Origin of the sequence: Blastomonas sp. CCH1-A6 (assembly GCF_001556365.1) — a bacterium.
Taxonomy (GTDB): Bacteria; Pseudomonadota; Alphaproteobacteria; order Sphingomonadales; family Sphingomonadaceae; genus Blastomonas; species Blastomonas ursincola.
On the sequence record NZ_LSIS01000198.1, the window covers coordinates 1 to 22,985 of the forward strand.

The 22,985-nt window shown below is 64.5% G+C and carries 25 protein-coding genes; 11 read left to right on the forward strand and 14 right to left on the reverse strand.

The window, feature by feature from the left end:
* The 5 genes from AX735_RS08765 to dxs all read left to right on the forward strand — a co-directional run.
* Positions 1–337 (forward strand): aminotransferase class IV (locus tag AX735_RS08765; RefSeq protein WP_202189537.1); only part of this gene is annotated, 337 nt, incomplete at its 5' end.
* Between the two features lie 233 nt (positions 338–570).
* Positions 571–714 carry a hypothetical protein gene (locus AX735_RS25745; protein ID WP_171007788.1) on the forward strand — a complete coding sequence of 48 codons (144 nt, stop codon included), beginning with the start codon at positions 571–573 and terminating at the stop codon, positions 712–714.
* Entirely contained in the window at positions 711–1,406 is a 696-nt protein-coding gene (msrA, locus tag AX735_RS08770; RefSeq protein WP_066278687.1) for a peptide-methionine (S)-S-oxide reductase MsrA, read from the forward strand. The genes AX735_RS25745 and msrA overlap by 4 nt, the downstream gene beginning before the upstream one ends.
* Before the next feature lie 49 nt (positions 1,407–1,455).
* Positions 1,456–1,929, forward strand: coding sequence for a Fur family transcriptional regulator (locus AX735_RS08775; RefSeq protein WP_066278693.1), 474 nt, complete (start codon positions 1,456–1,458; stop codon positions 1,927–1,929).
* A gap of 113 nt (positions 1,930–2,042) precedes the next feature.
* A complete protein-coding gene (dxs, locus tag AX735_RS08780) occupies positions 2,043–3,977 on the forward strand; it encodes a 1-deoxy-D-xylulose-5-phosphate synthase (protein ID WP_066278695.1) in 1,935 nt (644 codons plus the stop codon).
* 84 nt (positions 3,978–4,061) lie between these two features.
* Here dxs and AX735_RS08785 read toward each other — a convergent pair whose 3' ends face one another.
* From AX735_RS08785 to purE, 8 genes are all read right to left on the reverse strand, one after another.
* The gene (locus AX735_RS08785; RefSeq protein ID WP_066278696.1) at positions 4,062–4,490 is read right to left on the reverse strand and encodes a DUF3035 domain-containing protein; all 429 of its coding nucleotides are present in this window, start codon (positions 4,488–4,490) and stop codon (positions 4,062–4,064) included.
* Positions 4,483–5,055 carry a signal peptidase II gene (lspA, locus tag AX735_RS08790; RefSeq protein ID WP_066278698.1) on the reverse strand — a complete coding sequence of 191 codons (573 nt, stop codon included), beginning with the start codon at positions 5,053–5,055 and terminating at the stop codon, positions 4,483–4,485. Before lspA ends, AX735_RS08785 begins: the two co-directional genes overlap by 8 nt.
* A 136-nt stretch (positions 5,056–5,191) precedes the next feature.
* Positions 5,192–8,158 (reverse strand): isoleucine--tRNA ligase, encoded by a 2,967-nt coding sequence (locus AX735_RS08795; RefSeq protein WP_066278701.1) that lies wholly within the window; start codon positions 8,156–8,158, stop codon positions 5,192–5,194.
* A gap of 30 nt (positions 8,159–8,188) precedes the next feature.
* Entirely contained in the window at positions 8,189–9,112 is a 924-nt protein-coding gene (locus AX735_RS08800) for a bifunctional riboflavin kinase/FAD synthetase (protein ID WP_066278703.1), read from the reverse strand.
* Between the two features lie 7 nt (positions 9,113–9,119).
* Positions 9,120–10,304 carry a dipeptidase gene (locus tag AX735_RS08805; protein ID WP_171007787.1) on the reverse strand — a complete coding sequence of 395 codons (1,185 nt, stop codon included), beginning with the start codon at positions 10,302–10,304 and terminating at the stop codon, positions 9,120–9,122.
* Positions 10,301–10,798 carry a dihydrofolate reductase gene (locus tag AX735_RS08810; protein WP_066278706.1) on the reverse strand — a complete coding sequence of 166 codons (498 nt, stop codon included), beginning with the start codon at positions 10,796–10,798 and terminating at the stop codon, positions 10,301–10,303. The genes AX735_RS08805 and AX735_RS08810 overlap by 4 nt, the downstream gene beginning before the upstream one ends.
* Positions 10,795–11,880: a 5-(carboxyamino)imidazole ribonucleotide synthase gene (locus AX735_RS08815; protein WP_066278750.1), complete on the reverse strand. Its 1,086-nt coding sequence runs from the start codon at positions 11,878–11,880 to the stop codon at positions 10,795–10,797. The genes AX735_RS08810 and AX735_RS08815 overlap by 4 nt, the downstream gene beginning before the upstream one ends.
* Positions 11,881–11,885: 5 nt before the next feature.
* On the reverse strand, positions 11,886–12,404 hold the full coding sequence (gene purE / locus AX735_RS08820) for a 5-(carboxyamino)imidazole ribonucleotide mutase (protein ID WP_446471801.1): 519 nt from the start codon (positions 12,402–12,404) through the stop codon (positions 11,886–11,888).
* 227 nt (positions 12,405–12,631) lie between these two features.
* Here purE and AX735_RS08825 point away from each other — a divergent pair, with 227 nt between their 5' ends.
* The 4 genes from AX735_RS08825 to AX735_RS08840 all read left to right on the forward strand — a co-directional run bounded on the left by AX735_RS08825 (position 12,632) and on the right by AX735_RS08840 (position 16,089).
* Entirely contained in the window at positions 12,632–13,258 is a 627-nt protein-coding gene (locus AX735_RS08825; RefSeq protein ID WP_066278709.1) for a GGDEF domain-containing protein, read from the forward strand.
* A 76-nt stretch (positions 13,259–13,334) separates the two neighbouring features.
* Positions 13,335–14,051, forward strand: coding sequence for a GGDEF domain-containing protein (locus tag AX735_RS08830; protein WP_066278712.1), 717 nt, complete (start codon positions 13,335–13,337; stop codon positions 14,049–14,051).
* A gap of 134 nt (positions 14,052–14,185) precedes the next feature.
* The gene (locus AX735_RS08835) at positions 14,186–14,902 is read left to right on the forward strand and encodes a GGDEF domain-containing protein (protein WP_066278715.1); all 717 of its coding nucleotides are present in this window, start codon (positions 14,186–14,188) and stop codon (positions 14,900–14,902) included.
* A gap of 77 nt (positions 14,903–14,979) precedes the next feature.
* Entirely contained in the window at positions 14,980–16,089 is a 1,110-nt protein-coding gene (locus tag AX735_RS08840; protein WP_066278717.1) for an alpha/beta fold hydrolase, read from the forward strand.
* A 6-nt stretch (positions 16,090–16,095) separates the two neighbouring features.
* Here the strand turns inward: AX735_RS08840 and panB are convergent, their stop codons facing one another.
* Positions 16,096–16,968, reverse strand: a complete 873-nt coding sequence (gene panB, locus AX735_RS08845; RefSeq protein ID WP_066278718.1) for a 3-methyl-2-oxobutanoate hydroxymethyltransferase — start codon at positions 16,966–16,968, stop codon at positions 16,096–16,098.
* A gap of 122 nt (positions 16,969–17,090) precedes the next feature.
* On the opposite strand from panB, the gene AX735_RS08850 reads away from it, so the two are divergent.
* The gene (locus AX735_RS08850) at positions 17,091–18,185 is read left to right on the forward strand and encodes an endonuclease/exonuclease/phosphatase family protein (protein ID WP_066278720.1); all 1,095 of its coding nucleotides are present in this window, start codon (positions 17,091–17,093) and stop codon (positions 18,183–18,185) included.
* Here the strand turns inward: AX735_RS08850 and AX735_RS08855 are convergent, their stop codons facing one another.
* The 3 genes from AX735_RS08855 to AX735_RS08865 all read right to left on the reverse strand — a co-directional run bounded on the left by AX735_RS08855 (position 18,186) and on the right by AX735_RS08865 (position 20,024).
* On the reverse strand, positions 18,186–19,196 hold the full coding sequence (locus tag AX735_RS08855) for a glycerophosphodiester phosphodiesterase (RefSeq protein WP_066278723.1): 1,011 nt from the start codon (positions 19,194–19,196) through the stop codon (positions 18,186–18,188).
* On the reverse strand, positions 19,196–19,480 hold the full coding sequence (locus AX735_RS08860) for a DUF427 domain-containing protein (protein ID WP_066278728.1): 285 nt from the start codon (positions 19,478–19,480) through the stop codon (positions 19,196–19,198). Before AX735_RS08860 ends, AX735_RS08855 begins: the two co-directional genes overlap by 1 nt.
* A 166-nt stretch (positions 19,481–19,646) precedes the next feature.
* Positions 19,647–20,024 carry an ArsC family reductase gene (locus tag AX735_RS08865; protein ID WP_231750069.1) on the reverse strand — a complete coding sequence of 126 codons (378 nt, stop codon included), beginning with the start codon at positions 20,022–20,024 and terminating at the stop codon, positions 19,647–19,649.
* Positions 20,025–20,183: 159 nt separating this feature from the next.
* Between AX735_RS08865 and AX735_RS08870 the strand changes: the two genes are divergently transcribed.
* Positions 20,184–20,549 carry a hypothetical protein gene (locus tag AX735_RS08870; protein ID WP_137775770.1) on the forward strand — a complete coding sequence of 122 codons (366 nt, stop codon included), beginning with the start codon at positions 20,184–20,186 and terminating at the stop codon, positions 20,547–20,549.
* Between the two features lie 133 nt (positions 20,550–20,682).
* On the opposite strand, the gene AX735_RS08875 is transcribed toward AX735_RS08870, so the two are convergent.
* Positions 20,683–22,215: a S10 family serine carboxypeptidase-like protein gene (locus tag AX735_RS08875; RefSeq protein ID WP_066278737.1), complete on the reverse strand. Its 1,533-nt coding sequence runs from the start codon at positions 22,213–22,215 to the stop codon at positions 20,683–20,685.
* A gap of 89 nt (positions 22,216–22,304) precedes the next feature.
* A partial coding sequence (locus tag AX735_RS08880) for a hypothetical protein (protein WP_231750070.1) occupies positions 22,305–22,985 on the reverse strand: 681 nt, incomplete at its 5' end.

Genomic DNA, 22,985 nt, shown 5'->3' on the forward strand with positions numbered 1-22,985 from the left:
TGACGACGATCTGCGGCTGGCGCACAAGACGACCGACCGGGATTGCTATGACGCTCCCCGTCGCGAGGCTGCAGCGCAGCAGGGCGCGGACGAGGTGTTGTTCACCGATGCTGGCGGCGCGCTGACCGAGGGGAGCTTTACCAGCCTGTTCGTCGAGCGCGACGGTCGGCTGCTCACCCCATCACTTGTCCAGGGCCTGCTGCCCGGCGTGCTCAGGCGCGAGCTGATCGAGCAGGGCAGGGCGGTGGAGGCGCGGCTGGTGCCCGGCGACCTGACAGACGGCTTCTGGCTGGGCAATTCGCTGCGCGGGCTGATGCGGGCGCGGCTGATCGGTTGACCGCTGGGTCACCTGATCGACCTCCATCCGACGTTCGCCGAAAAGCTGAACCATCGCCTATGCCGTGGTTCACAGCGCGTACAGCCGATTCAGGCACATTGCGTGCACCCCAAGCAGAACTATCCACGGTGCTGCTTGATTCGCCCGTCGGGGGCACCAGATGGTCCTTCCGATGTAACCCCGCAGGCCATTCCCCCGAACCGGGCCTGCGGACACATGACAAGAGACGAACCATGACTACTATCCTCAAGTCGGATCTGTTCCGCAATTTCCTGGGCGGTTTTGCCATCGGCGCGATCGCGATGTTCGTGCTGCTGCCCGAAGACGGCCGTGCCGAAAGCGCGCGGCCCGCTATCGAGAGTTCGATCCTGAAATGAACCTGCCTTCGCGTCTTCTCCCCATCCTGGCCGGCATCGGCCTGTTCGGCGCGGCCCTGACCGTGCTGGAGCCCGCTGCCCTGGCTGCGGAAGAGGCGAAGATCATCCCGGCGCCGAAGCTCAAGGCAGCCGAATCGGGCAAGCAGGCGGTCGCGATTTTTGCCGGCGGCTGCTTCTGGGGCGTCGAGGGCGTGTTCAGCCATATCAAGGGCGTGAATAGCGCCGTCTCCGGTTATCATGGCGGCGGCAAGGCTAATGCGACCTATGACGAGGTGTCGAGCGGCAGCACGCGCCATGCCGAGGCGGTCCGCGTGGTCTATGATCCTGCGCAGGTCAGCTATGGCCAGCTGCTGCAGGTCTTCTTTTCGGTGGTCGCTGATCCCACGACGCTGAACCGTCAGGGACCCGATAGCGGCACCCAATATCGCACCGCATTGGTGCCGGTAAGCAAGTCGCAGTCGCAGGTGGCGCGCGCCTATATTGCAGAGCTCGACAAGTCGGGGGCGTGGAAACGCAAGATCGTCACGGCGGTCGAGCCGTACAAGGCCTTCTATCCGGCTGAAACCTATCACCAGGACTTCATGTTCAAGAATCCGGCTCACCCTTATATCGTCCGTTGGGATGCGGTGAAGGTGAGCAATCTCAAGCGGACCTTCCCGGCACTCTTTATTGCCAAGCCCGTGCGCGGCTGAGCCCGGTCGGGCCATTGCAACCTGCGGGCGGGATGCGTAGATAAGCGCCATGTCGACCGTCACAGACCAGGCCCACAAGCATCACGAGCACGAGGGCGAAGACCTTGCCGTCGCCGCGCGGCGTTCGCTCGAAGCTGCGGGCGAGCAGTGGACCGAGATGCGCGAGTCGATCTTTGCCGCCCTGGCCGAGATCGAAAAGCCGGCATCGGCCTATGACATTGCCGATTCCGTCAGCCGCAAGCGCGGCAAGCGGGTGGCGCCCAACTCCGTCTATCGCATTCTCGACCTGTTCGTGCGCACCAATCTTGCGCGCCGGGTAGAGAGCATCAACGCCTATATCGCCAATTCGCACCCGGGATGCGTGCACGATTGCATATTCCTGGTGTGCGATTCCTGCGGAAACGCGACGCATATCGATGATGATGGGCTGTCGCGCAGCGTTCGCAGGACGGCAGAATCGGCGGGCTATGTCGATATACGCCCGGTCATAGAGGTGCGCGGACGCTGCGCAGCCTGTGACTGAAATCCGCGTTTGCGGAACTGTCCAAAAAACTTTACACTCCAGACCGTCATCCGGGTCGATCATTCGACAGAACCCAAAAATGGGTCTAGGATTCGCGGTTGAAAGGGAATTCAATGACCAATCTGCCCGAAACGCCATTGCTGGACACCGTCAAGACCCCGGCAGACCTGCGTCAGCTGAAACCGACCCAATTGCGCCAGTTGGCCGACGAACTGCGCCAGGAAGTGATTTCGGCGGTATCGGTCACCGGCGGGCATCTGGGCGCGGGCCTCGGCGTGGTCGAACTGACCACCGCGATCCATTATGTATTCGACACCCCGAACGATCGCCTGATCTGGGACGTTGGCCACCAGTGTTATCCGCACAAGATCCTGACCGGCAGACGCGACCGCATCCGCACGCTGCGCACCGGCGGGGGGCTGTCGGGCTTCACCAAGCGTAGCGAGAGCGAATATGATCCCTTCGGCGCGGCGCACAGCTCGACCTCGATCTCGGCCGCGCTCGGCTTTGCCACTGCCAACCAGATGAGCGGCGCGCCCGGCAAGGCGATCGCAGTGATCGGCGATGGCGCGATGAGCGCCGGCATGGCCTATGAGGCGATGAACAATGCCGAACGCGCGGGCAACCGGCTGGTCGTCATCCTCAACGACAACGACATGTCGATCGCGCCGCCGGTGGGCGGGCTTTCGGGCTATCTTGCACGCATCGTCTCGAGCCGCGAATTCCTGGGCGTCCGCGAAGCGCTGAAGCGGCTCGCGCGCAAGCTGCCGCGCAGCCTGCACCAGGCCGCGCGCAAGACCGACGAATATGCCCGCGGCATGGCGATGGGCGGCACCTTGTTCGAGGAACTGGGCTTCTATTATGTCGGCCCGATCGACGGGCACAATCTCGACCAGCTCGTGCCAGTGCTCGAGAATATCCGCGACGCCGCCGAAGGGCCGTGCCTGGTCCATGTCGTGACGCAGAAGGGCAAGGGCTATGCCCCGGCCGAAGCTGCAGCGGACAAATATCATGGCGTCGCCAAGTTCGATGTCGTCACCGGCAAGCAGGACAAGGCTGCGGCTGGCCCGCCGGCCTATCAGAACGTGTTCGGCGAAACGCTGGCCAAGCTGGCGGAGACCGACCCCACGATCTGCGCGATCACCGCCGCAATGCCCTCGGGCACCGGCGTCGACAAGTTCGCGCAGGCGCATCCGGACCGCAGCTTCGATGTCGGCATTGCCGAGCAGCATGCGGTGACCTTCGCCGCGGGGCTTGCCGCACAGGGCATGCGCCCGTTCTGCGCGATCTACTCTACCTTCCTGCAGCGCGCCTATGACCAGGTGGTCCACGATGTCGCCATCCAGAACCTGCCGGTGCGCTTCGCGATTGACCGCGCCGGGCTGGTCGGGGCGGATGGTTCGACCCATGCCGGATCGTTCGACATCACCTATCTTGCCACGCTGCCCAACATGGTGGTGATGGCCCCCGCTGACGAAGCGGAACTGGTGCACATGACCTATACCGCCGCCTGCCACGACAGCGGCCCGATCGCCTTCCGCTATCCGCGCGGCAATGGCGTGGGCGTCGCCCTGCCGGAGGTTCCCGAGCGGCTCGAGATCGGCAAGGGCCGCATCGTGCGCGAAGGCAAGAAGGTCGCGATCCTCTCGCTCGGCACGCGCCTCGCCGAGGCGCAGAAGGCCGCCGACGTGCTCGACGCCAAGGGTCTTTCGACGACGGTCGCCGACTTGCGCTTTGCCAAGCCGCTCGACGAGGAGATGATCCGCAAGCTGCTCGCCACCCACGAGGTGTGCGTGACGGTGGAAGAGGGCGCGATCGGGGGCCTCGGCGCGCATGTGCTGACCATGGCGTCGGACGAGGGCCTGATCGATGCGGGCCTCAAGCTGCGCACGCTGCGCCTGCCCGACGTGTTCCAGGACCAGGACAAGCCCGAAAAGCAATATGCCGAAGCCGGGCTCGATGCCGACGGTATCGTGGAGACCGTGCTCAAGGCACTGCGCCACAACAGCGCCGGCGTCTCGGTGGTGGGGGATGGCGCGCGGGCCTGATCCCGATCCCATCTCGGCTCCAGAAACAAGAAAGCCCGGCGAATCTGACGATTCGCCGGGCTTTCTTGTAACCTGTCTGCGCGCTTATTGCGGCGGAACGGCAGCCTTGGCATCCTGGCCGTCGCCCTCGGGCGCGGCGACGATGTCGCGGGTGGTGGCACCCTTGTCGGTGGTCTGCGTCTTGGGATCGCCGACCTGCGAACGGATGGCGGCATCGGGCGTGCCGGCGCGGTTCAGGGCGGCGCCCTCGACACCGCTGCGCGGCTGCGGGCCGCCGAACAGCGCATCGAGCGCCTGCTGGCTGGCAGAGACCGACTGCGGACGTGCCGCGCCGGGGGTCGGCGGGGTCAGCGAGAAATCGGGTGGGATCACAAGCGGCGCCTGGCGCGAGACGGCGAACTCGTCCGGCCGGTCGCGGTTGAAGATGCCGCCGCTCGATCCGCAGGCCGAAAGCGCCGCGGCTGCGAGGGAAACACCGGCGATCAGGGCAAGTTTGCGCCCGGAATTAAGCATCATAATTCTCCGTCTTGGCAGCCGTAGCTTCTCCGCTAGGCCCGCCAGCCTGAACCCCCGATTTAGGGCCTTCAGATTTCGCGGCTTTGTCGCCGATTATCAGAACGCGGGCAAGCAATAACAGCACGCCGATGGTGATCGCGGCATCCGCGATGTTGAAGATCATGAACGGCCGGAAGGCGCCGAAATGCAGGTCCGCATAGTCGACGACATAGCCCAGCCGCGCGCGATCGATGATATTGCCGAGCGCCCCGCCCAGGATCATGCCCAGCGCCAGGATGTCGCCGCGCGCGCGCTCCTTGAACATCCACAGCAACACGATGGTGGCGATGATGCCGGTCAGCACGACGAGCATCCAGCGCGCGGTTTCGGTCTCTGCGGTGAGAAAGCCCATCGAGACGCCACGATTTTCCGCCCAGGTGAGGTTGAAGAACGGCGTGATCTCGATCTGCAACCGGCTGCTGAGCGCGAGCGGGCCCGCGACGATGAACTTGGCGAGCTGGTCGATAACGAGAATGGCAAGCGCCAGGACAACGCCCTCGGTGCGAAAGCGGGTGAGGGTCATGCTGTTGCTCCCGCATGCGCCAACCCGTCATGCTGAACTCGTTTCAGCATCCATCGTGCCCCAGCAGCCGAAGCCGTGTGGGGAGAAATGGACCCTGAAACAAGTTCAGGGTGACGGGATACGACCGGCTGCACCATCACGCCAGCATCTCCGAGCAACGACCGCACAGCGCGCCGTCTTCAGTCACCTCGGGCAGATGCCGCCAGCAGCGGCCACATTTGTGGTGGCTGGTGCGGGTGACGCTGATCGTCTCGCCGCCAGTCGTCGAAACATCGGCGGTGATGAAAAGTTCTGCCAGCTCGGTGGCGCTAAGCTGTCCATCCGGCACGGCATCGGCTGCGATCTTGACTTCTGCCTCCAGGCTCGAGCGGATGACCTTGTCGCGGCGGAACGGCTCGATCGCGCCGGTCACGCTGTCCTTGAGGTCGCGCAAGCGGCTCCAGCGCCCCATCAGTTCGCCGCCATCGCCCAGCTCGGGCAGTTCCGGCCATTCCAGCAGGTGCACGCTGCCTGCATCCGGGTAGCGCGTACCCCATACCTCTTCGGCGGTGAACACCAGCACCGGCGCAGCATAGCGGACCAGGGCCTCGAACAGCACATTGAGCACGGTGCGATAGGCGCGGCGCTTGAGCGTGCCTTGTGGGGCCGCCGGGCCGATATCACAGTACAAGCAATCCTTGCGGATATCGAAGAAGAAGGCCGACAGGTCGTTGTTCGCGAAATCGGCCAGCGTGCGGACATAGGTGTTGTAGTCGAAATCCTCGACCGCCTTCCGCAGCTTCGCGTCCATGTCGGCGAGCAGGTGCAGCACATAGCGCTCGAGCTCGGGCATGTCCTCGACTGCGACCTTCTCGCTGTCCTCGAACCCGGCGAGCGCGCCGAGCAGGTAGCGGAAGGTGTTGCGCAGCTTGCGATACTGGTCGGACACGCCGGCGAGGATTTCCTTGCCGATCCGGTGATCCTCGGTGAAATCGACCGACAGCGCCCAGAGCCGCAGGATGTCCGCGCCCGAATCCTTGATCAGCGTCAGCGGATCGATGGTGTTGCCGAGCGACTTGGACATTTTCATGCCCTTGGCGTCCATGGTGAAGCCGTGGGTCAGCACCGCCTTGTACGGCGCGCGGCCGCGCGTGCCGCAGCTCTGCAACAGGCTGGACTGGAACCAGCCGCGATGCTGGTCCGATCCTTCGAGATACAGGTCAGCGGGGCTCTGCAGGTCGGGCCATTTGCCGCTTTCCAGCACGAAGGCATGGGTGCAGCCGCTGTCGAACCAGACATCGAGAATGTCGGTGACGCGCTCATAGTCCGCCGGATCATAATCCGGGCCGAGCAGGGCAGGGGCGTCGGCCTCGTTCCAGCCGTCCACCCCGCGTTCGCGGATCGCCGCGACGATGCGCGCATTGACCGCAGCGTCCTTCAGATACTGGCCGGTCTTGCGATTGACGAACAGCGTGATCGACACGCCCCAGGCGCGCTGGCGGCTGATCACCCAGTCTGGGCGACCCTCGACCATCGACCGGATGCGGTTCTCGCCCTTGGCGGGCACCCAGCGGGTGTCGCTGATCGCCTGAAGCGCGGTTCCGCGCAGCGTGTCGCCCGTCGCCAGCGGCGTATCCATCGGGATGAACCATTGCGGGGTGCAGCGGAAGATCACGCGCGCCTTGGAGCGCCAGCTGTGCGGATAGCTGTGCTGGAAGGCACCTGCCGAAAGCAGCGCTCCTGCGGCGCGCAGGTCCTCGCAGATCGGGCCGTCCGGCGCGTTGAACTTGGGATTGATCACCGACATCCGCCGCTCGTCCGCGCCGCCGAGCCAGGCCCAGTCGTCGCGATAGCGTCCGTCGCTCTCGACCGCGAACACCGGCTCCAGCCCGTGCGCCTTGCACAGGTCGAAATCGTCCTCGCCATGGTCGGGCGCCATATGGACAAGACCCGTACCCGCATCGGTGGTAACGAAATCGCCGGGCAGGAAGGGGCGCGGCTTGGCGAAAAACCCGCCGAGGGCGTGCATCGGGTGGCGGGCGGTGGCTCCGGCGAGGTCGGAGCCCGTATAAATCTCGCGCTTCCTTCCGGTCATTTGTGCGCCCAAGGACACTATCGACGGATTGATTGCACGTGATCCAGAGAAGTCTATTTTGGACAGCGTCGCATTCAGTCTGGCGATAAAGCTGTCAACGAGGCTGGAAGCGACAAGAAACGGACGTGAGAGAACCAACCCGTTTTCCGCCGCAATGCGCTCGGCATCGATTGTGCCAGCTTGGGGGGCATTTCCGTCGTCTGTCAGTGCGTCTAGACACAAATATAGCAGTGTATACTCAACCTCCGGCCCATAAGCGAGCGCCTGGTTCACCGGGATCGTCCAGGGCGTGGTCGTCCAGATCACCGCATAGGCACCGACCAACTCGGGCGCATTGGGCGCGTCGACGATCTCGAACGCGACATCGATCTGCGTGCTCGTGACGTCCTGATATTCGACCTCGGCCTCGGCGAGCGCGGTCTTTTCCACCGGCGACCACATCACCGGCTTGGCCCCGCGATAGAGCTGGCCGCTTTCGGCGAACTTCATCAGCTCCTGCACGATCGTCGCCTCGGCGGCGAAGTCCATCGTCAGGTACGGATTGTCCCAGTCGCCGTTGATGCCCAGGCGCTTGAGCTGCTCGCGCTGGGTATCGACCCAGTGCTGCGCATAGGCGCGGCATTCGGCGCGGAACGCTACGGGGTCGACCTCGTCCTTGTTCAGCTTCTTCTTGCGATATTGTTCCTCGACCTTCCACTCGATCGGCAGACCGTGGCAGTCCCAGCCGGGAACGTACGGCGCGTCCTTGCCAAGTAGCGACTGGGTGCGGCAGACCATGTCCTTGAGGATATGGTTGAGCGCATGGCCGATATGCATGTCGCCATTCGCATAGGGCGGGCCATCGTGCAGGATGAACTTTTCGCGGCCGCGGCGCGCATCGCGCAGCTGCTTGTAGAGGTCCTGTTCCTGCCAGCGCGCCAAAATCGCCGGTTCCTTCTGGGCGAGCCCGGCCTTCATCGGAAAGTCGGTCTGCGGCAAAAAGACGGTGTCTTTATAGTCGGCGGCGGTGCTGGCGGATTGGTCGGTCATAGTGGCTGGCGCTTACGGCGCGGCGGCGTTTCAGGCAAGCAATTCCCGCGCGCGGTCACAGTCGGCATCGATCTGGCGCTTGAGTTCGTCCCAATCGGCGAACTTCGCTTCGGGCCGGATGAAATGGCGCAGCGCCACCTCGATCGTCTGGCCGTACAGGTCTTCGGAAAAATCGAAGAAATGCGGCTCGAGCAATTCCTTGGGCGGATCGAATTGCGGGCGGATGCCCAGGTTCGCCGCGCCCTTCAGCACCCGGCCGTCGGGCAGATGCCCGGTCACCGCATAGACCCCGTATTTCGGGCGCAAATAGCTGCCCATGTCGAGATTGGCGGTGGGAAAGCCGAGCAGCCGTCCGTTCTTGTCGCCATGCTGGACAATGCCCTGCACCGCGAAGGGCCGGGTCATCAGCCGCTCGGCCTCATCGGGGCGGCCCTCGGTCAGGCACTGCCGGATGCGGCTCGACGAGATCACGACGTCATCGGTGCTCACCGGGCCGACCGCTTCGCTGCGCAGGCCGAGCAAAGCGCCAAGATCGCGCAGCACCTGGATATTGCCGCCACGGCCCTTGCCGAAGGTGAAATCCTCGCCGGTCACCACGCCAACCGCGCCGAAGCGTTCGATCAGCAGATCGGCGATGAAGCTTTCCGCACGGGTTTCGGCCAATGTCTTGTCGAAGGCGAAGACCAGCATTGCGTCCGCGCCGGCATCAGCGAACAGGCGCTGGCGCTGATCGAGGCTGGTGAGGCGGAAGGGCGGGGTGTCGGGCTTGAAATAGCGCACCGGGTGCGGATCGAAGGTAGCGATGATCGCGGGGCGGCCTTCGCCCTTCGCCCAGCGGATGGCGCGTCCGGCCACGGCCTGATGACCGGCATGAAAGCCGTCAAAATTGCCCAGCGCGATGATGCCCCCGCGCAAACTGTCCGGCAGCCGCTCGCTGCCCTCCACCCTCAACATGTGCGCCCTATAGGCCCTTGCCCGGCAGGGGTTCAATGCCCTGTTTGAGGATGCGCAGCGTATTGCCGCCCATCACCGCGCGGATTTCCGACTCGGTAAAGCCGATGTCCATCAGCGCCTGCGTCACCTGCACGATCTGGCTGGTATCGAAGCGCGTCGTCACCGCGCCGTCGAAATCGCTGCCGAGCGCGACATGCTCGATACCGACGAGGTCGCGCACGTGCTTGATCGACCTGGCGATCATCTTCGGATCGGTCGAGCAGATCGCGCCGTCCCAGTACCCGATGCCGATGATGCCGCCGGTCGCGGCGACGGCGCGGATCTCGGAGTCGGACAGGTTGCGATTGACGCCGCACACCGCCTGCACGCCGCCATGGCTGGAGACGACGGGGCGACGCGCCATTGCCAGGATATCGGCGACTGTCTTGTGGCTCGAATGCGCGATATCGACGATGATGCCCTTCGCCTCCATCGCACGCACCATCCTGCGACCGAACGGGGTCAGCCCGCCCTTGCGCTCCCCGTGCATCGATCCGGCGAGCTCGTTGTCGAAGAAATGCACCAGTCCCGCCATGCGCATGCCGACGCTATAGAGCCGGTCGAGATTCTCCGCCTTGCCCTCGAGATTCTGCAACCCCTCGACCGAATAGAGCGCGCCGGTCACCTGCTTGCCCGCAGCGCGCGCCGCGAGGAGCTTGTCGATATCGGCAGGCTTGCGGACCAGCATCAGCCTGCCGCCGGAATCCTTGGCCGCCGTTTCGAGCCGCTGGCCATGCCACATCGAGCGTTCGTGCACCGAGAACCAGGTCCGCACCGGCTGCAGCTGCGCCATGGCGAGCAGGGTGATATTGTCGGTATCGGCCGAGTTGCTGTCGTAGTTCTGCCCCTTGGGCGTCTTGGAGACCGACGAGAAGACCTGCAGCGCGACATTGCCCGCCTCGAGCCGGGGCAGGTCGATCTGGCCGCGGCTCGCCTTGTCGAGCAGGTCGCGCTTCCACAGCAGGGTGTCGCCGTGCAGGTCGGCAATCTGCAGCGTCGCGTGCAGCGCCTTCGCATCGGCGCGGATGGTCGGCAGCGGTTCGTCGGTGACGACGTTCGTCTGCTTTTCGAACAGCCCGGGCAGCACGGTGACGGTGAAGATCAGCCCTGCGACGACGAGCAGGACCAGCCCCAGCAGAAGCTTGCGGATCACCGCCGCACCAAGGTTACGAAACTGAACGCAGGGCGGTCGCGATGCTCGGGATCGGCGGGATGATCGGTGCGTGCGCTTTCCTGCCAGATTTCCGCGTCGAAGGCCGGCATGTGCGTGTCGCCGGGCACGTCGGCATGCACCTCGGTCAGCTCGATACGGTCGGCGTGCGGCAGGAACAGGGTGAAGATTTCAGCGCCGCCGATCACCGCGACATGCGGCGCATTGGCCGCTGCAATGGCTTCGTCCATGCTGTGCACGACCTCCGCGCCATCCTCCGCCCAGTCCTCATCGCGGGTGAGCACGATATGGCGACGACCGGGCAGCAGGCCGGGCAGGCTGTCGAAGGTCTTGCGGCCCATGATCATCGGCCGGCCCTGAGTCAGCGCCTTGAAATGGCGAAGGTCCATCGGCAGGTGCCAGGGCAGGGTGCCGTTCGCGCCGATCACGCCATTGCGCGCGCGGGCGAGGACCAGAAAGATCTCGGGATGGTTCATGATTCCGCCCCTGAAGGTTCCAGCGTGATGCGTGTCACGTGCCCCATCTTGCGACCGGGAAGCGCGCGGTGCTTGCCATAGAGGTGCAGATGGTTGGCGGGATCGGCGAGCAGCTCGGGCCAGCCATGCGCCGCCTCGCCGATCAAGTTGCGCATTTCGGCGCGATCGCAGGCAAGCGCGGTCTCGCCCAGCGGCAGGCCACAGATCGCGCGGATATGGTTCTCGAACTGGCTGGTGAACGCACCCTCGATCGTCCAGTGGCCGCTATTGTGCACGCGCGGGGCCATTTCGTTGAACACCGGGCCGTTGCCTGTGGCGAAGAATTCCAGCGTCAGCACGCCGACATAATCGAGCTTTTCCGCGACCTTGGCAGCAAGCTGGCGCGCGGCGGGCACCTGCGCCTGGATCGCCGCGCTGGCAGGAACGCTCGACAGGTCGAGAATCCCTGCGACATGGACATTCTCGGCGCTGTCCCAGAAGCGGATCTCGCCCTGGGGCGAGCGCGCGAGGATGACCGAGAATTCGGCATCGAAGGTCACGAAACCCTCGATGATCGCCGGAACACCGCCAGCCTCATGCCAGCGCGCGACCGGATCGTCGCCGGGCATCACGCGCGCCTGGCCCTTGCCGTCATAACCCATGCGGTTGGACTTGATGATGGCAGGCGTGCCCGCAACCTGCATCGCGGCGGCGACGTCCGCCTCGGTCTCGGCAAAGCCGAACGGTGCGGTGCGTCCGCCGAGTTCGGCGACGAAGCGCTTCTCGTCGATCCGGCTCTGCGCGACCTCGAGCGCCCGCGGCGAGGGGCGCAAGGGAACCAGGTCCGCGATGCCATCGAGCGGCGCGACCGGCACATTCTCCCATTCATAGGTCACGACGTCACAGGCCTCGGCGAAGCTGGCGAGCGCGGCGCTGTCCGAATAGTCGGCGCTGGTGGTCTCGGCCGAGACCTCGCCCGCCGGGCTGGTCGTCTCGGGCGCGAAGACATGGCAGCGATAGCCGAGCTGCGCGGCGGCAAGACTGAGCATCCGCCCGAGCTGCCCTCCGCCCATGATGCCGATGGTGCTGCCGGGAGGGATCATGTCGCTCATGCCGGACGTTCGCCCACCGAATCGCTCTGCGCCGCGCGCCAGGCATCGAGCCTTTCGGCCAGCACGGGATCATGGAGCGCCAGGATCGAGGCGGCGAGCAGCCCGGCATTCTTCGCGCCAGCAGGCCCTATGGCCAGCGTGCCCACCGGAATGCCGCCGGGCATCTGGACGATCGACAACAGGCTGTCCATGCCGCTGAGCGCCTTGCTCTGCACCGGCACGCCGAGCACGGGCAGCCGGGTCATGCTGGCGACCATGCCGGGCAGATGCGCCGCGCCGCCTGCTCCCGCGATGATGACCTGAAAGCCCGAATCGACCGCCGTCTTGGCGAAGTTTACTAGCCGGTCGGGGGTGCGATGGGCCGAGACTATGCGGCATTCATGCGCCACACCGAGCTCGTCGAGCACCGCTGCGGCGCCCGACATGGTGTCCCAGTCCGACTGGCTGCCCATGATGATGGCGACACGGGGCGCTCCGGCGGTCTGGCGGTCGGGCGTTTCAAGTGGCTCGGCCACGCATGTCTCTCCGCGTAATTGCTGGTCTCGCCAGGGTCTTAAAGGCAAAGCCTGAGACCCGCAATCACCCTGCACGCGAAAAGCATCGAGCCGCGCCTGGGCGCGCGATTGTCCCGCTTGTGCACAGATTATACATGGTGAATGTGATTTAAATCATGCCTGGCTTGGCCTTGCTTGCTATGCCGGAGGTTCAAGGGACCGCGCCGGGGATAGTTGCAGGCACAAAGATGAAGATGACCGATGTGCAAGGCGGCCCGGGTGGACAACCACCCCAGGCTGACGTGGCGTTGAGCCACGAGCAGCTCGCCCTGTTGTGCGCTGACCTCAAGCACCAGAATGCGCTGCTGATCGCCCGCGTGCGCCAGCTCGAGGACGAGATCTGCCGCGATACGCTGACCCCATTGTTCAACCGCCGCTATTTCGAGCAGGCGGTGGCGAGCGCGATCGCGCATTGCCAGCGTTACCAGAGCCGTGCGGCCCTGCTGTTCGTCGATGTCGACGACCTGAAGCTGATCAACGACACTTTCGGCCACGCGGCCGGCGACGAGGCGCTGCGCTGCGTCGCAAGGGTGCTGCTCGACAATGTCCGTTCGACCGATGTCGTCGCGCGGATCGGCGGGGACGAATTTGCCCTGATCCTGGGCGCGATCGGCGAAGGCGATGTCGAGCACAAGGTCGCGCAGCTGACCGCCGGGATCGCGGCCTGCCGTGTCGGCCATGGCGAGGCGGCAAGCAGCCTGTCGGCGACCTTCGGCCATGCCTTCATCCACCCCGATGACGAGGCGGAAAAGGTGCTGGCGCGGGCCGACGACCATATGTACCGGCTGAAGCGGACGCGCGCGACCGCGCGCTGAACCTCCTCCGGTCGTCCTCCGGTCGTCCACGCGGACATTTGCCGTGTCTTAAACCTTTTGCTTTACCGGGTTTTACATGCGCCCGTGGCAAAAGATCCTTCTCGCAATCGCGTTCAGCGTCGTCGCCACGCTTGTGGCGCTGGAAACGCTGGTCCTCGCGACGGGCGAGCCGATCGAATTCATCTACTGGGCCTTTGGCATCATCTGCCCGATCTTCGTCTCGGCGCCGACCAGCTATGTGCTGGTTCGTCAGGCCGAGGCAAACCGGCGGCTCAATCTCGAACTGCTGGTGGCGCAGCGCGAGCTTCTCACGCGGGCGGACCGCGATCACCTGACCGATGTGCTCAGCCGTGCCGCCTTTTACCGCCATGCCGCTGCCTATGCGGGCGACGCGCCGGCGAGCGTGCTGCTGGTCGATATCGACCATTTCAAGGCGATCAACGATGGCCATGGACATGCGCTTGGCGACGCCGCGCTGAGGCTGGTCGCATCGACGCTGCAGGCGGCCCTGCGACCCGACGATCTTCTCGGCCGGGTCGGCGGCGAGGAATTCGCGGTGCTGCTGAGTGAAATGCCGTTGCCGCTGGCGCTGGCGATCGCCGAGCGGGCCCGCGGCGCCATCGCCGGATTGTGCATGCGATCGGCAGATGGCTCGCGGGTCGGCCTTTCGATCTCGATCGGCGTGGCAAGCTATGATGCAGGAGCTTCGCTCGACGCTGCGCTCGCGCAGGCGGATGAAGCCATGTACCGCGCCAAGCGCGAGGGACGCAATCGCGTGATGGTTGCCCATTGAAGCGATGCTTGCCGACCTGGTCATCGCGACCTGAGTGGCGGATGATTGCAAGCTTATCGGACCCTTATCGGTGCTTCGGACCAAGTCAGGGCGCATTTGGTTAGTCTTAAACTTTCCAGATTAACCGGCTTTCCATGAGCCCGCTCAAGAAAATCCTGTTCTGTGTCGCGTTTGGCGTCCTGGTGACTTTGGTTGGTCTAGAGGCGATGGTGCATGCGCTGCACGAAAGTGTCGATTGGCCGTTCTGGGTCTTTGCTGTTGTATCGCCCGCTGCCGTTACGGCAACCATCAGCATCGTGCTGGTGCGACAGATCGAGGCCAATGGCCAGCTCGCTGCGCAATTGCTCGACATGCAGACGGATCTGCTGATCCGGGCCGATCGGGATGCGCTGACCGGGGTGATCAATCGCGCAGCCTTTTATCGCGATGCTGCTGCCTATTCCGACGAGGCTCCCGCCTGCGTGCTGCTGGCCGATATAGACCATTTCAAGGCGATCAACGACGAGCATGGCCATGCTGCCGGGGATGAGGCGCTGAAGCTGGTGGCATCGACTCTGCAGGCGGCGCTGCGACCCGACGATCTGCTGGGGCGCGTCGGCGGCGAGGAATTCGCGATGCTGTTGTGCGGCCTGCCGTTCGGGCTGGGCATGACGATCGCCGAACGCGCTCGCGGTGCCATTGATGCGCTGGATTTCCGATCGCCCGAGGGGGAACCGATTGCGCTGTCGATCTCGGTCGGGGTTGCGCCCTATCGTGCCGGCTGGTCGCTCGACAATGCGCTCGCGCAGGCCGACGCGGCGATGTACGGCGCGAAGCGGAGCGGTCGCAACCGGGTGCATGCGGCGGCGTGACATCCGGCACCGCCTGCAAGGTTGCAACCTGTTGATTGCGCTGCAATGTTGATCCCTCGAGACAAGAGGGGTTTGCCATGAAGATGAAGTTGCTGGGCGCGCTGATGGGCTGTGCCATGCTTGCGATGCCGGCGATTGCGCAGCCGGGACCGCCCCAGGCCGCGCCGGCGGTCGATTATGCGGTCCAGCTGCAGCAGGGCGATGTCATCCTGAAGGATTTCCGCTTCGGCACCGGCGAGGTGCTGCCCGAATTGCGCATGCATTATGCGACGCTCGGCACGCCGAAGCGCGACGCGAAAGGCCGTGTCACCAATGCGGTCATGGTGCTGCATGGGACCGGCGGTACCGGGCTGCAGTTCCTGCAACCGCAATTCGCCCAGGAGCTGTTCGGGCCCGGCCAGCCGCTCGATATCACCAAATACTACATCATCCTTCCCGACAATATCGGGCACGGCAAATCGTCCAAGCCCTCGGACGGGCTCAGGATGCGCTTTCCCGCCTATGATTATACCGACATGGTCCGGGCGCAGCGGCAGATGCTGGTCGAAGGGCTCAAGGTCGATCACCTGCGCCTGATCATGGGCACCTCGATGGGCTGCATGCACGGCTTTGTCTGGGGCCAGGTCGATCCGGGCTTTGTCCAGGCGATGATGCCGATGGCGTGCCTGCCGATGCCGATTGCCGGGCATAACCGCATGTGGCGCAAGGCCTCGATCGAGGGCATCAAGTCCGACCCCGCCTGGCAGGGCGGCAATTACACCAGCCCGCCGGTCATGGGCCTGCGCGTCGCCGCCAGCCTGTTGCAGGTTGCTGGCTTCGCGCCGCTCTATCTGCAAAAGGCCTATGGCACGCGCGATGCGGCCGATGCCTATATCACGCAGCGGATCGAGGCTTCCATGAAGGGCATCGACGCCAATGACATCATCTACCAGATCGAATCCTCGCGGAATTACGACCCTTCGAAGACGATCGAGAAGATGACCATGCCGGTCACCTGGATCAACTCGTCGGACGATTTCATCAATCCCTGGGACTATGGCGTCGCCGAGGATTTCGGCAAGCGGCTGCCCGATGGCAAGTATCTGCTGATCAAGGCGACCGACGACACGCGCGGGCACAGCACGCACACCTGGGCCAAGTTCTGGAAGGACGAACTGGTGGCGCTGCTCAAGCGCAGCGAGAAGTAGCCGCGCTCAGTCCTTGGGCGCGTAGGTCTGGTCGGCGCTGGGGAAGCTGCGGTCGCTCACTTCCCCGGCATAGCTTTTCACGGCAGTCTCGATGACCTCGGCAAGGTTCTCGTAGCGCTTGACGAAGCGCGCGGTGCGCTCGAACAGGCCCAGCATGTCCTCGGTGACCAGCACCTGGCCGTCGCAGCGCGCCGATGCGCCGATGCCGATGACCACGGCGGACACCGCCTCGGTCACCGCGATCGCGATCGGTTCGACCACGCCCTCGACGACGATGGCGAACGCGCCCGCTTCATCGAGCGCCTGTGCATCGGCGACGATCTTGTCCGCCTCGCTGTCCGACCTTCCGCGTGCGGCATAGCTGCCCAGGATGTTGATCGCCTGCGGGGTGAGTCCGACATGGCCGACCACGGGAATGCCGCGCTCGGTAAGGAACTTGACCGTAGGCGCCATCGCCGCGCCGCCCTCGAGCTTCACCGCCGCCGCGCCAGTCTCCTTGAGCAGACGTGCGGCGCTGGCAAAGGCGATTTCGGGCGAGGCCTCATAGCTGCCGAACGGCATGTCGATCACGACGATGCTGTGATAGCTGCCGCGCACCACCGCCGCGCCATGCGCCGCCATCATCTCGAGCGTCACCGGCACCGTGCTGGGCAGGCCATAGATCACCTGGCCCAGCGAATCGCCGACCAGCAGCATGTCGCAATGCGGATCGAGCAGCTGCGCCATGCGCGCGGTATAGGCGGTCAGCATCACCACCGGCTGCTCGGTGACGCCCGCCTTCTTGCGCCGCTGGATCGCGGGCACGGTCAGGCGCTTCATCGGCGCAGGGGTGGGATTGGCGCGGCTGGTCGAAGTGTCGAGCGTGTAGGTGGTGGACATGGACGCCGGTGTAGCGGCGGCGGGGGCAGGGTGCAAACCTAACCTATGTGCAACGCTTGCTTGCCTTGTGCGTCGGACACGGCGACAAGGCGTTGTTTCTTCTGGCTCGGGTGATTTCAGGCATGCTGCGAATCCTGGTTTTCGCACTGGCGGCGCTTGCCGCTACCGGCACGGCGCTCAGTCTGCTGACCAGCTATCGCTGGTATATCCGCATGTGGGATTTCCCCCGTCTGGGGCTGATGGTGCTCGCGCTGATCGCGCTGGTGCTGGCGATCCCGATCCTGTCCGGCTGGGCGCGCGCCATTGTCGTGGCGGCGATGCTGCTCGTGGTCGGCTGGCAGGGCTTTCGCATCTATCCCTATACGCCGCTCGCCAAGACCGAAGTCGCGCAGGCGGTGATCAACAAGGAGAACTGCATCTCCGCCTTCTCGTTCAACGTGCTGCAGACCAATCGCGACTATCAGCGCACGATCGACCTGATCGACCGCGAGGACCCCGATATCGTGCTGCTGCTCGAAACCGACGAAGGCTGGGAAAAGGCATTGAAGCCGGTGATCGACCGCTATCCGCACCGGCAATCGGCCCCACTGCCGAACCTTTACGGCCTGATCTTCCTGTCGCGGCTGCCGGTCGAGGATGCCGAGATCACCTGGCTGATCGATACCGAGACGCCCTCGGTCTTTGCGACCATCTCGACCGGGGCAGGGGCGAAATTCCGCTATATCGGCCTGCACCCGCGCCCGCCCCAGCCCGGCGAGGATACCGCGAAGCGCGACGCCGAGATCGCGATTGCCGCGCGCCATGCCAAGCTCACCGATCTGCCGGTGCTCGCCATGGGCGATTTCAACGATGTCGCCTGGTCGCGCACCTCACAGATGTTCAAGCGGATCGGCGGCTATCTCGATCCGCGCATCGGGCGCGGGCTCTATGCGACCTTCCCCGCGAACCTGCCCGGCCTGCGCTGGCCGCTCGACCATCTGTTCATGTCGCCCGATTTTACTTTGGTGCAGATGAAGGTGCTGGAAAATGTCGGGTCGGACCATCTCCCCGTCGCGGCCACGGTGTGCCTCGCGCCGCGCGCGGCCAAGGTGCTCAACGACGAGCCCGAAAAGCCCGATGCCGCCGATCGCAAGGACATGATCCTATCGATCCGCGACGGCAAGAAGGCGGCGATCGAAGAGGGCACCGCTTCGGGCGAAAAGGCGCCGAAACCCTGATCAGCGTTTCGCGGCGACCGCCTCGGCGACATTGTCGGAGAACAGCCCGTCGATGCCCGTGGCGAGGAACGCCCTGATCTCCGCGCCGACATTACCGACCGCGACCGGGCTGTCGCCGGCCTTGAAATCGGCGGGCAGGAAATAATTCTCGCGCCGGAAGGTCCAGACATGCACCTTCAGCCCGGCGGCGTGCGCATCTTTGACGATGCTCGACGGCGCGGCCAGCTTTCCGTCGGCGCTGCGCGGAATGACCATCGCCTTTTCAAGACCCACGCCATCGGCATACAGCGCGATTTCGGCCAGACCCTCGGGCGTGCTCATCGCGGCATAGGTCATGCCGGGCTGGTCGGGCGGACCGGCCACGCTCGCCATCAGTTGGATCAGCGGCAGCTTGGTCATGGCATTGAGGCGCTTGAGGTTATCGACCTCGAAGCTCTGGACGAACACCGGATCGTCCGCGCCGTCGTAACCCGCCTTGGTGAGCGTCGCGACCAGGCGCTCCTCGAGCGGCAGGCCAAGCGCGCGGAAATGGCTCGGGTGCTTGGTTTCGGGGTACAGGCCGATGCGCCGCCCCGTCTCCTGCTCGCGCCGCTTCACCAGCGCGATGATCTCGTCGAGCGTCGGCACGTCCCATTGGCCGTCATAGGCGGTGTTGGCTGGGCGCAGCTGCGGCAGACGCTCCTTGGCACGCAGCGTCTTGAGTTCGGCGAGGGTGAAATCCTCGGTGAACCAGCCGGTCAGGCTCTGGCCGTCGATGGTCTTGGTGCGCTTGCGGTCGGCAAATTCGGGGTGCGCGGCGACATCCGTGGTTTCGGAAATCTCGTTCTCGTGCCGCGCGACCAGCACGCCGTCCTTCGTGCTCACCAGATCGGGTTCGATATAATCCGCGCCCTGGTCGATCGCGCGTTCATACGATCCCAGCGTATGCTCGGGCCGCTCGCCGCTCGCGCCGCGATGCGCAATGACGATCGGTCCGTTCGCAGCCATGGCCAGCGCCAGCGCGGCCAGCATCACGCGACGACCTCGACACCCTTCCAGAAGGCGAGCCGGTCGCGGATTTCCTTCGCCGCATCCTTGGGCTCGGGATAATACCAGACCGCGTCGGTGTTGGTCTTGCCGTCGACCTGAAGTGAATAATAGCTCGCGGTCCCCTTCCACGGGCAGAAGCTGGTCGTATCGCTGGGCGTCAGCAGATCAGCGCGCACATGCTCACGAGGGAAATAATGGTTGCGCTCGATGACGACGGTATCGTCGCTCTCGGCAATGACGGTGCCGTTCCAGATGGCCTTGGGCATTTTCGGGTCTCCTCAGCTCGCGATAGTCTCGTCACCCCCGCGAAGGCAGGGGTCCCGCTTTTGCGCCGGGTCAGCGATCATAGCAGGATTCCCGCGTTCGCGGGAATGACGATGATCTATCGACAGGCCCTATACGCCCAAGCTGACAGGCATGTGACAGCCCGGCTCAGCCCAGCGCCGCCGCCCAGTCCTCGGGCTTGAAGCCGACCAGCACGCCGCCGGGATATTCCAGCACCGGGCGCTTGATGAGCGAAGGCTGTTCCACCATCAGCGCGATGGCCCTCGCCCGGTCGATCCCCGCCTTGTCGCCATCGGGCAGCTTGCGGAAGGTGGTGCCCGCCTTGTTGAGCAGCACCTCCCAACCGACCGCATCAGCCCAGGCACCCAGCTTCTCCGCGCTGATCCCGGCCTTCTTGTAGTCATGGAAGTCGTAAGCGATGCCCTGACCCTCGAGCCAGGTCCGCGCCTTCTTCATCGTGTCGCAATTGGGGATACCGTGGATGGTGATCGCGGTCATGGATTCCTCTGGTGTTGTTTCGCTCATGCAGGAAGCGATTCCTTCGCATTGTGTGGTGGCTTGCGATGAAAGCTTTTCATTCTATCGTCAAAAAAGCGATCCTTGCGCAACCGACCCCAAAGCGGACATCAACTTTGTATGCACGAATTACCGTGCTACATTTTCATGATGTGGACGCTCCGTGTGATGAATTTGTTGCTTGCCGCCTATCTCGGAGGCTTGGTCGCCAGCTACCTTATCCTGTTGGCAACTCCCAATGCCATCGCCTCGCCAACTCTTATCGTCTACCCGTTTCAGTTCGCAGCCGGCATTCTTTTGCTTACCCTACCGGGTGCACTCTGGGTTGCCGCGATTTTTCGTATGGCCAAAAATAAATGGTCGGTAGCGCGATCCTACTGCCTCGCGATTTTTTGTGGAGCTTCGATGGGAGGAACCGTTCTCTTGTTTCTTTCTCCGTCTTCGATGTCAGTTTTTGGCGTTGGAGCGTTTTTTGGCTTTATCACAGCATCCGTGTGGGCCAGTCTCAATCGTTACGTCTTGCGGGCCTTCTAAAGTCTCCAAACCACCCAATTTCGGTCTTTGGACGATCCTATCCCCGAAGCTGAAAGCGGTCTTGAAGACGGGCGCCTACTTCTAGAACGCCCCACATCCGCGTAACCAGCGACCGCCGCCCCCGCGCCCCCGCTCACCGTCGCCCGATAAACCCGCGAATATCGCGCGACAATTTGCTGAGGTCGGTCTCGTTCACGTACATCATGTGCCCGGCGTCATAGCGGGTATATTCGATGCGGTCGGTGGGGATGCCGGTGCGGGTGAGCGAATATTCCGCGCCGAAGAAGGGGGTGGCGAAATCGTACCAGCCCTGGGCGACGAGCACGCGCAGCCCGCTATTCTCGCGCAGCGCGCGGCCGATATAGGGCGCGACATTCTTGTAATAGCGCGATTCGCCGCCATTGCCGGGCAGGTCCCAGTCCCAGTCGCGCACGCCGCCGATGGTGACATATTGCCGCTCGGGGCTGAACTTCAGCTCCTGCCGCACATAGGCGTTGAGCGCGGCGGTATAGCTGCCGTCGATGCCGTAGAAGCTGGGATCGTTGTCGGGCTCTTCGCCGGCATTGTCATAATCCTTGCCGGTATAGCGCGCGTCGAGCCGTCCGACGACGAGGCCGCGATCACGCAGCAGCTCCTTGTAGAAGCGGCCCGGCGTCACGCGCAGATCGGCATTTTCCAGATACTGTTCCGACAGCCCGGTATAGCGCGCGAGCTTGGCGCGGATGCGGGCGCGTTCCTCGCCGACCAGCGCGCTGCCCTTCATCAGCGCGGGCAGATATTCGTTGGTGGCAAAGGCGCGCGCCTCCTGCGCCAGCGCATCCGGTCCCGGACCCGAGGCTGCGGGCGTGGTCTTGCCGTGGTACAGCGCGGTCACCGCCATGCTGGGGACCATCAGCACATAGGGCATCTCGTTGCCCGGAACCTCGGCTTGCGCGCCGAAATCGAGAATGGTCGAGATCAGCAGCAGGCCATTGAGCGAGACGTCATTATACGTGCCCTCCAGCTCGTTGGCGACGGCAGCGGTGCGGGTGGTGCCATAGCTTTCGCCGCCCAGGAACTTGGGCGCGTTCCAGCGGCCATTGTCGCTGAGCCACTGGCGGATGAACTGCGCGACCGATTTCGCGTCCTTGGTGACGCCCCAGAATTCCTTGGGATCGGTATCGCCCAATGCGGTTGAGAAGCCGGTGCCGACCGGATCGATGAACACGATATCGGTGACGTCGAGCAGGCTGTCGGGATTGTCGATCAGCCGATAGGGCGGTGCGCCATCGTCGCGGCCATCGCTGGGGATGGCGACGCGCTTGGGGCCGAACGCGCCCATATGCAGCCAGAGCGAGCCGGAGCCCGGACCGCCGTTGAACAGGAAGGTCACCGGGCGGTTGGGTTCGGGCGCGTCCTTGACATAGCTGACCGAGAAGATGCGCGCGCGCGGATTGCCCTTGTCGTCTTTCAGGAACGTGTCGCTCGCGGTGGCAGTATAGGCGACGCGCTGCCCCCCGAACGTGCCGCTGTGCTTGGTCACCGAGACCATCGGTTCGACCCTGGCGGCATCGACCTTGCCGGGGGGGGCCTTTTCCGGCGCCTTGCCGCCATCCTGCGCGGCGATCGGCATGGGCGACAGGCACAGGCACAGGGCCAGGGCGGACGAAGCAAAGCGGTTCAGCATATGGGGGACCCTCTCAGCGCGGAATCGTTGTTCCGTATACACTTGCGCTGATTGGCATGATCGCCCCATGCTTGGCAAGCAGTGCCGCGTCAGGCTGGCTGCAAGGGTCGCTGGCCGATCGATGTGAAGCGGCGCGGGCCGAGATCGAGCCGCAGCGGGCCGACGCGCGGGCCGGGCGGGTTGCTCTCCTCGCCGAGCACGAACGACTGGGTGACCGCATAGCGCGTGCCATCGGGTCCGTCATAGCCGATCCAGATATGCACCAGCGGCACGAACAGCATGCGGCCCTGCATCGCGATCGGCTCGATCTGGCCGAGCGGCAAGCGGATCTGGCCCTCGCAGCGCTGGGTGCTGCCGGGTTCGATATCGGCGATCTTCTGCAGGTGCGGCAGCACGCTGTCTCCGCGCATCGGGTCGATCGTTGGCGGCATGCCCTTGCGCGCCTGAACGATCGCGCCGTGCAGCGCGATGTTGCTTACGGGCATGTCGGACATGTTGGTGATGCCCAGATGATAGCGCGCGACCGCGTTCACCAGGGTCACGTCGATGCCGAGCGTCGTATAGTCGAGCAGCAGGCGCGGGACCACCGGCGCGGCAGTTTCCCCGCCCAGCTGATGTCGCTGCGGCACGCCCGGAGCAGCACCGAGCGAGGCCGACGCGCCACCGGCGGAATCGGCGAGCGCCGAATCGGGCAGGATCTCGTCCATGTCCTCCACTTCCGGCTCGGGCGGCGGAGCCATGACAGGCGCACGGGCAGGCGAGGGGGGCGG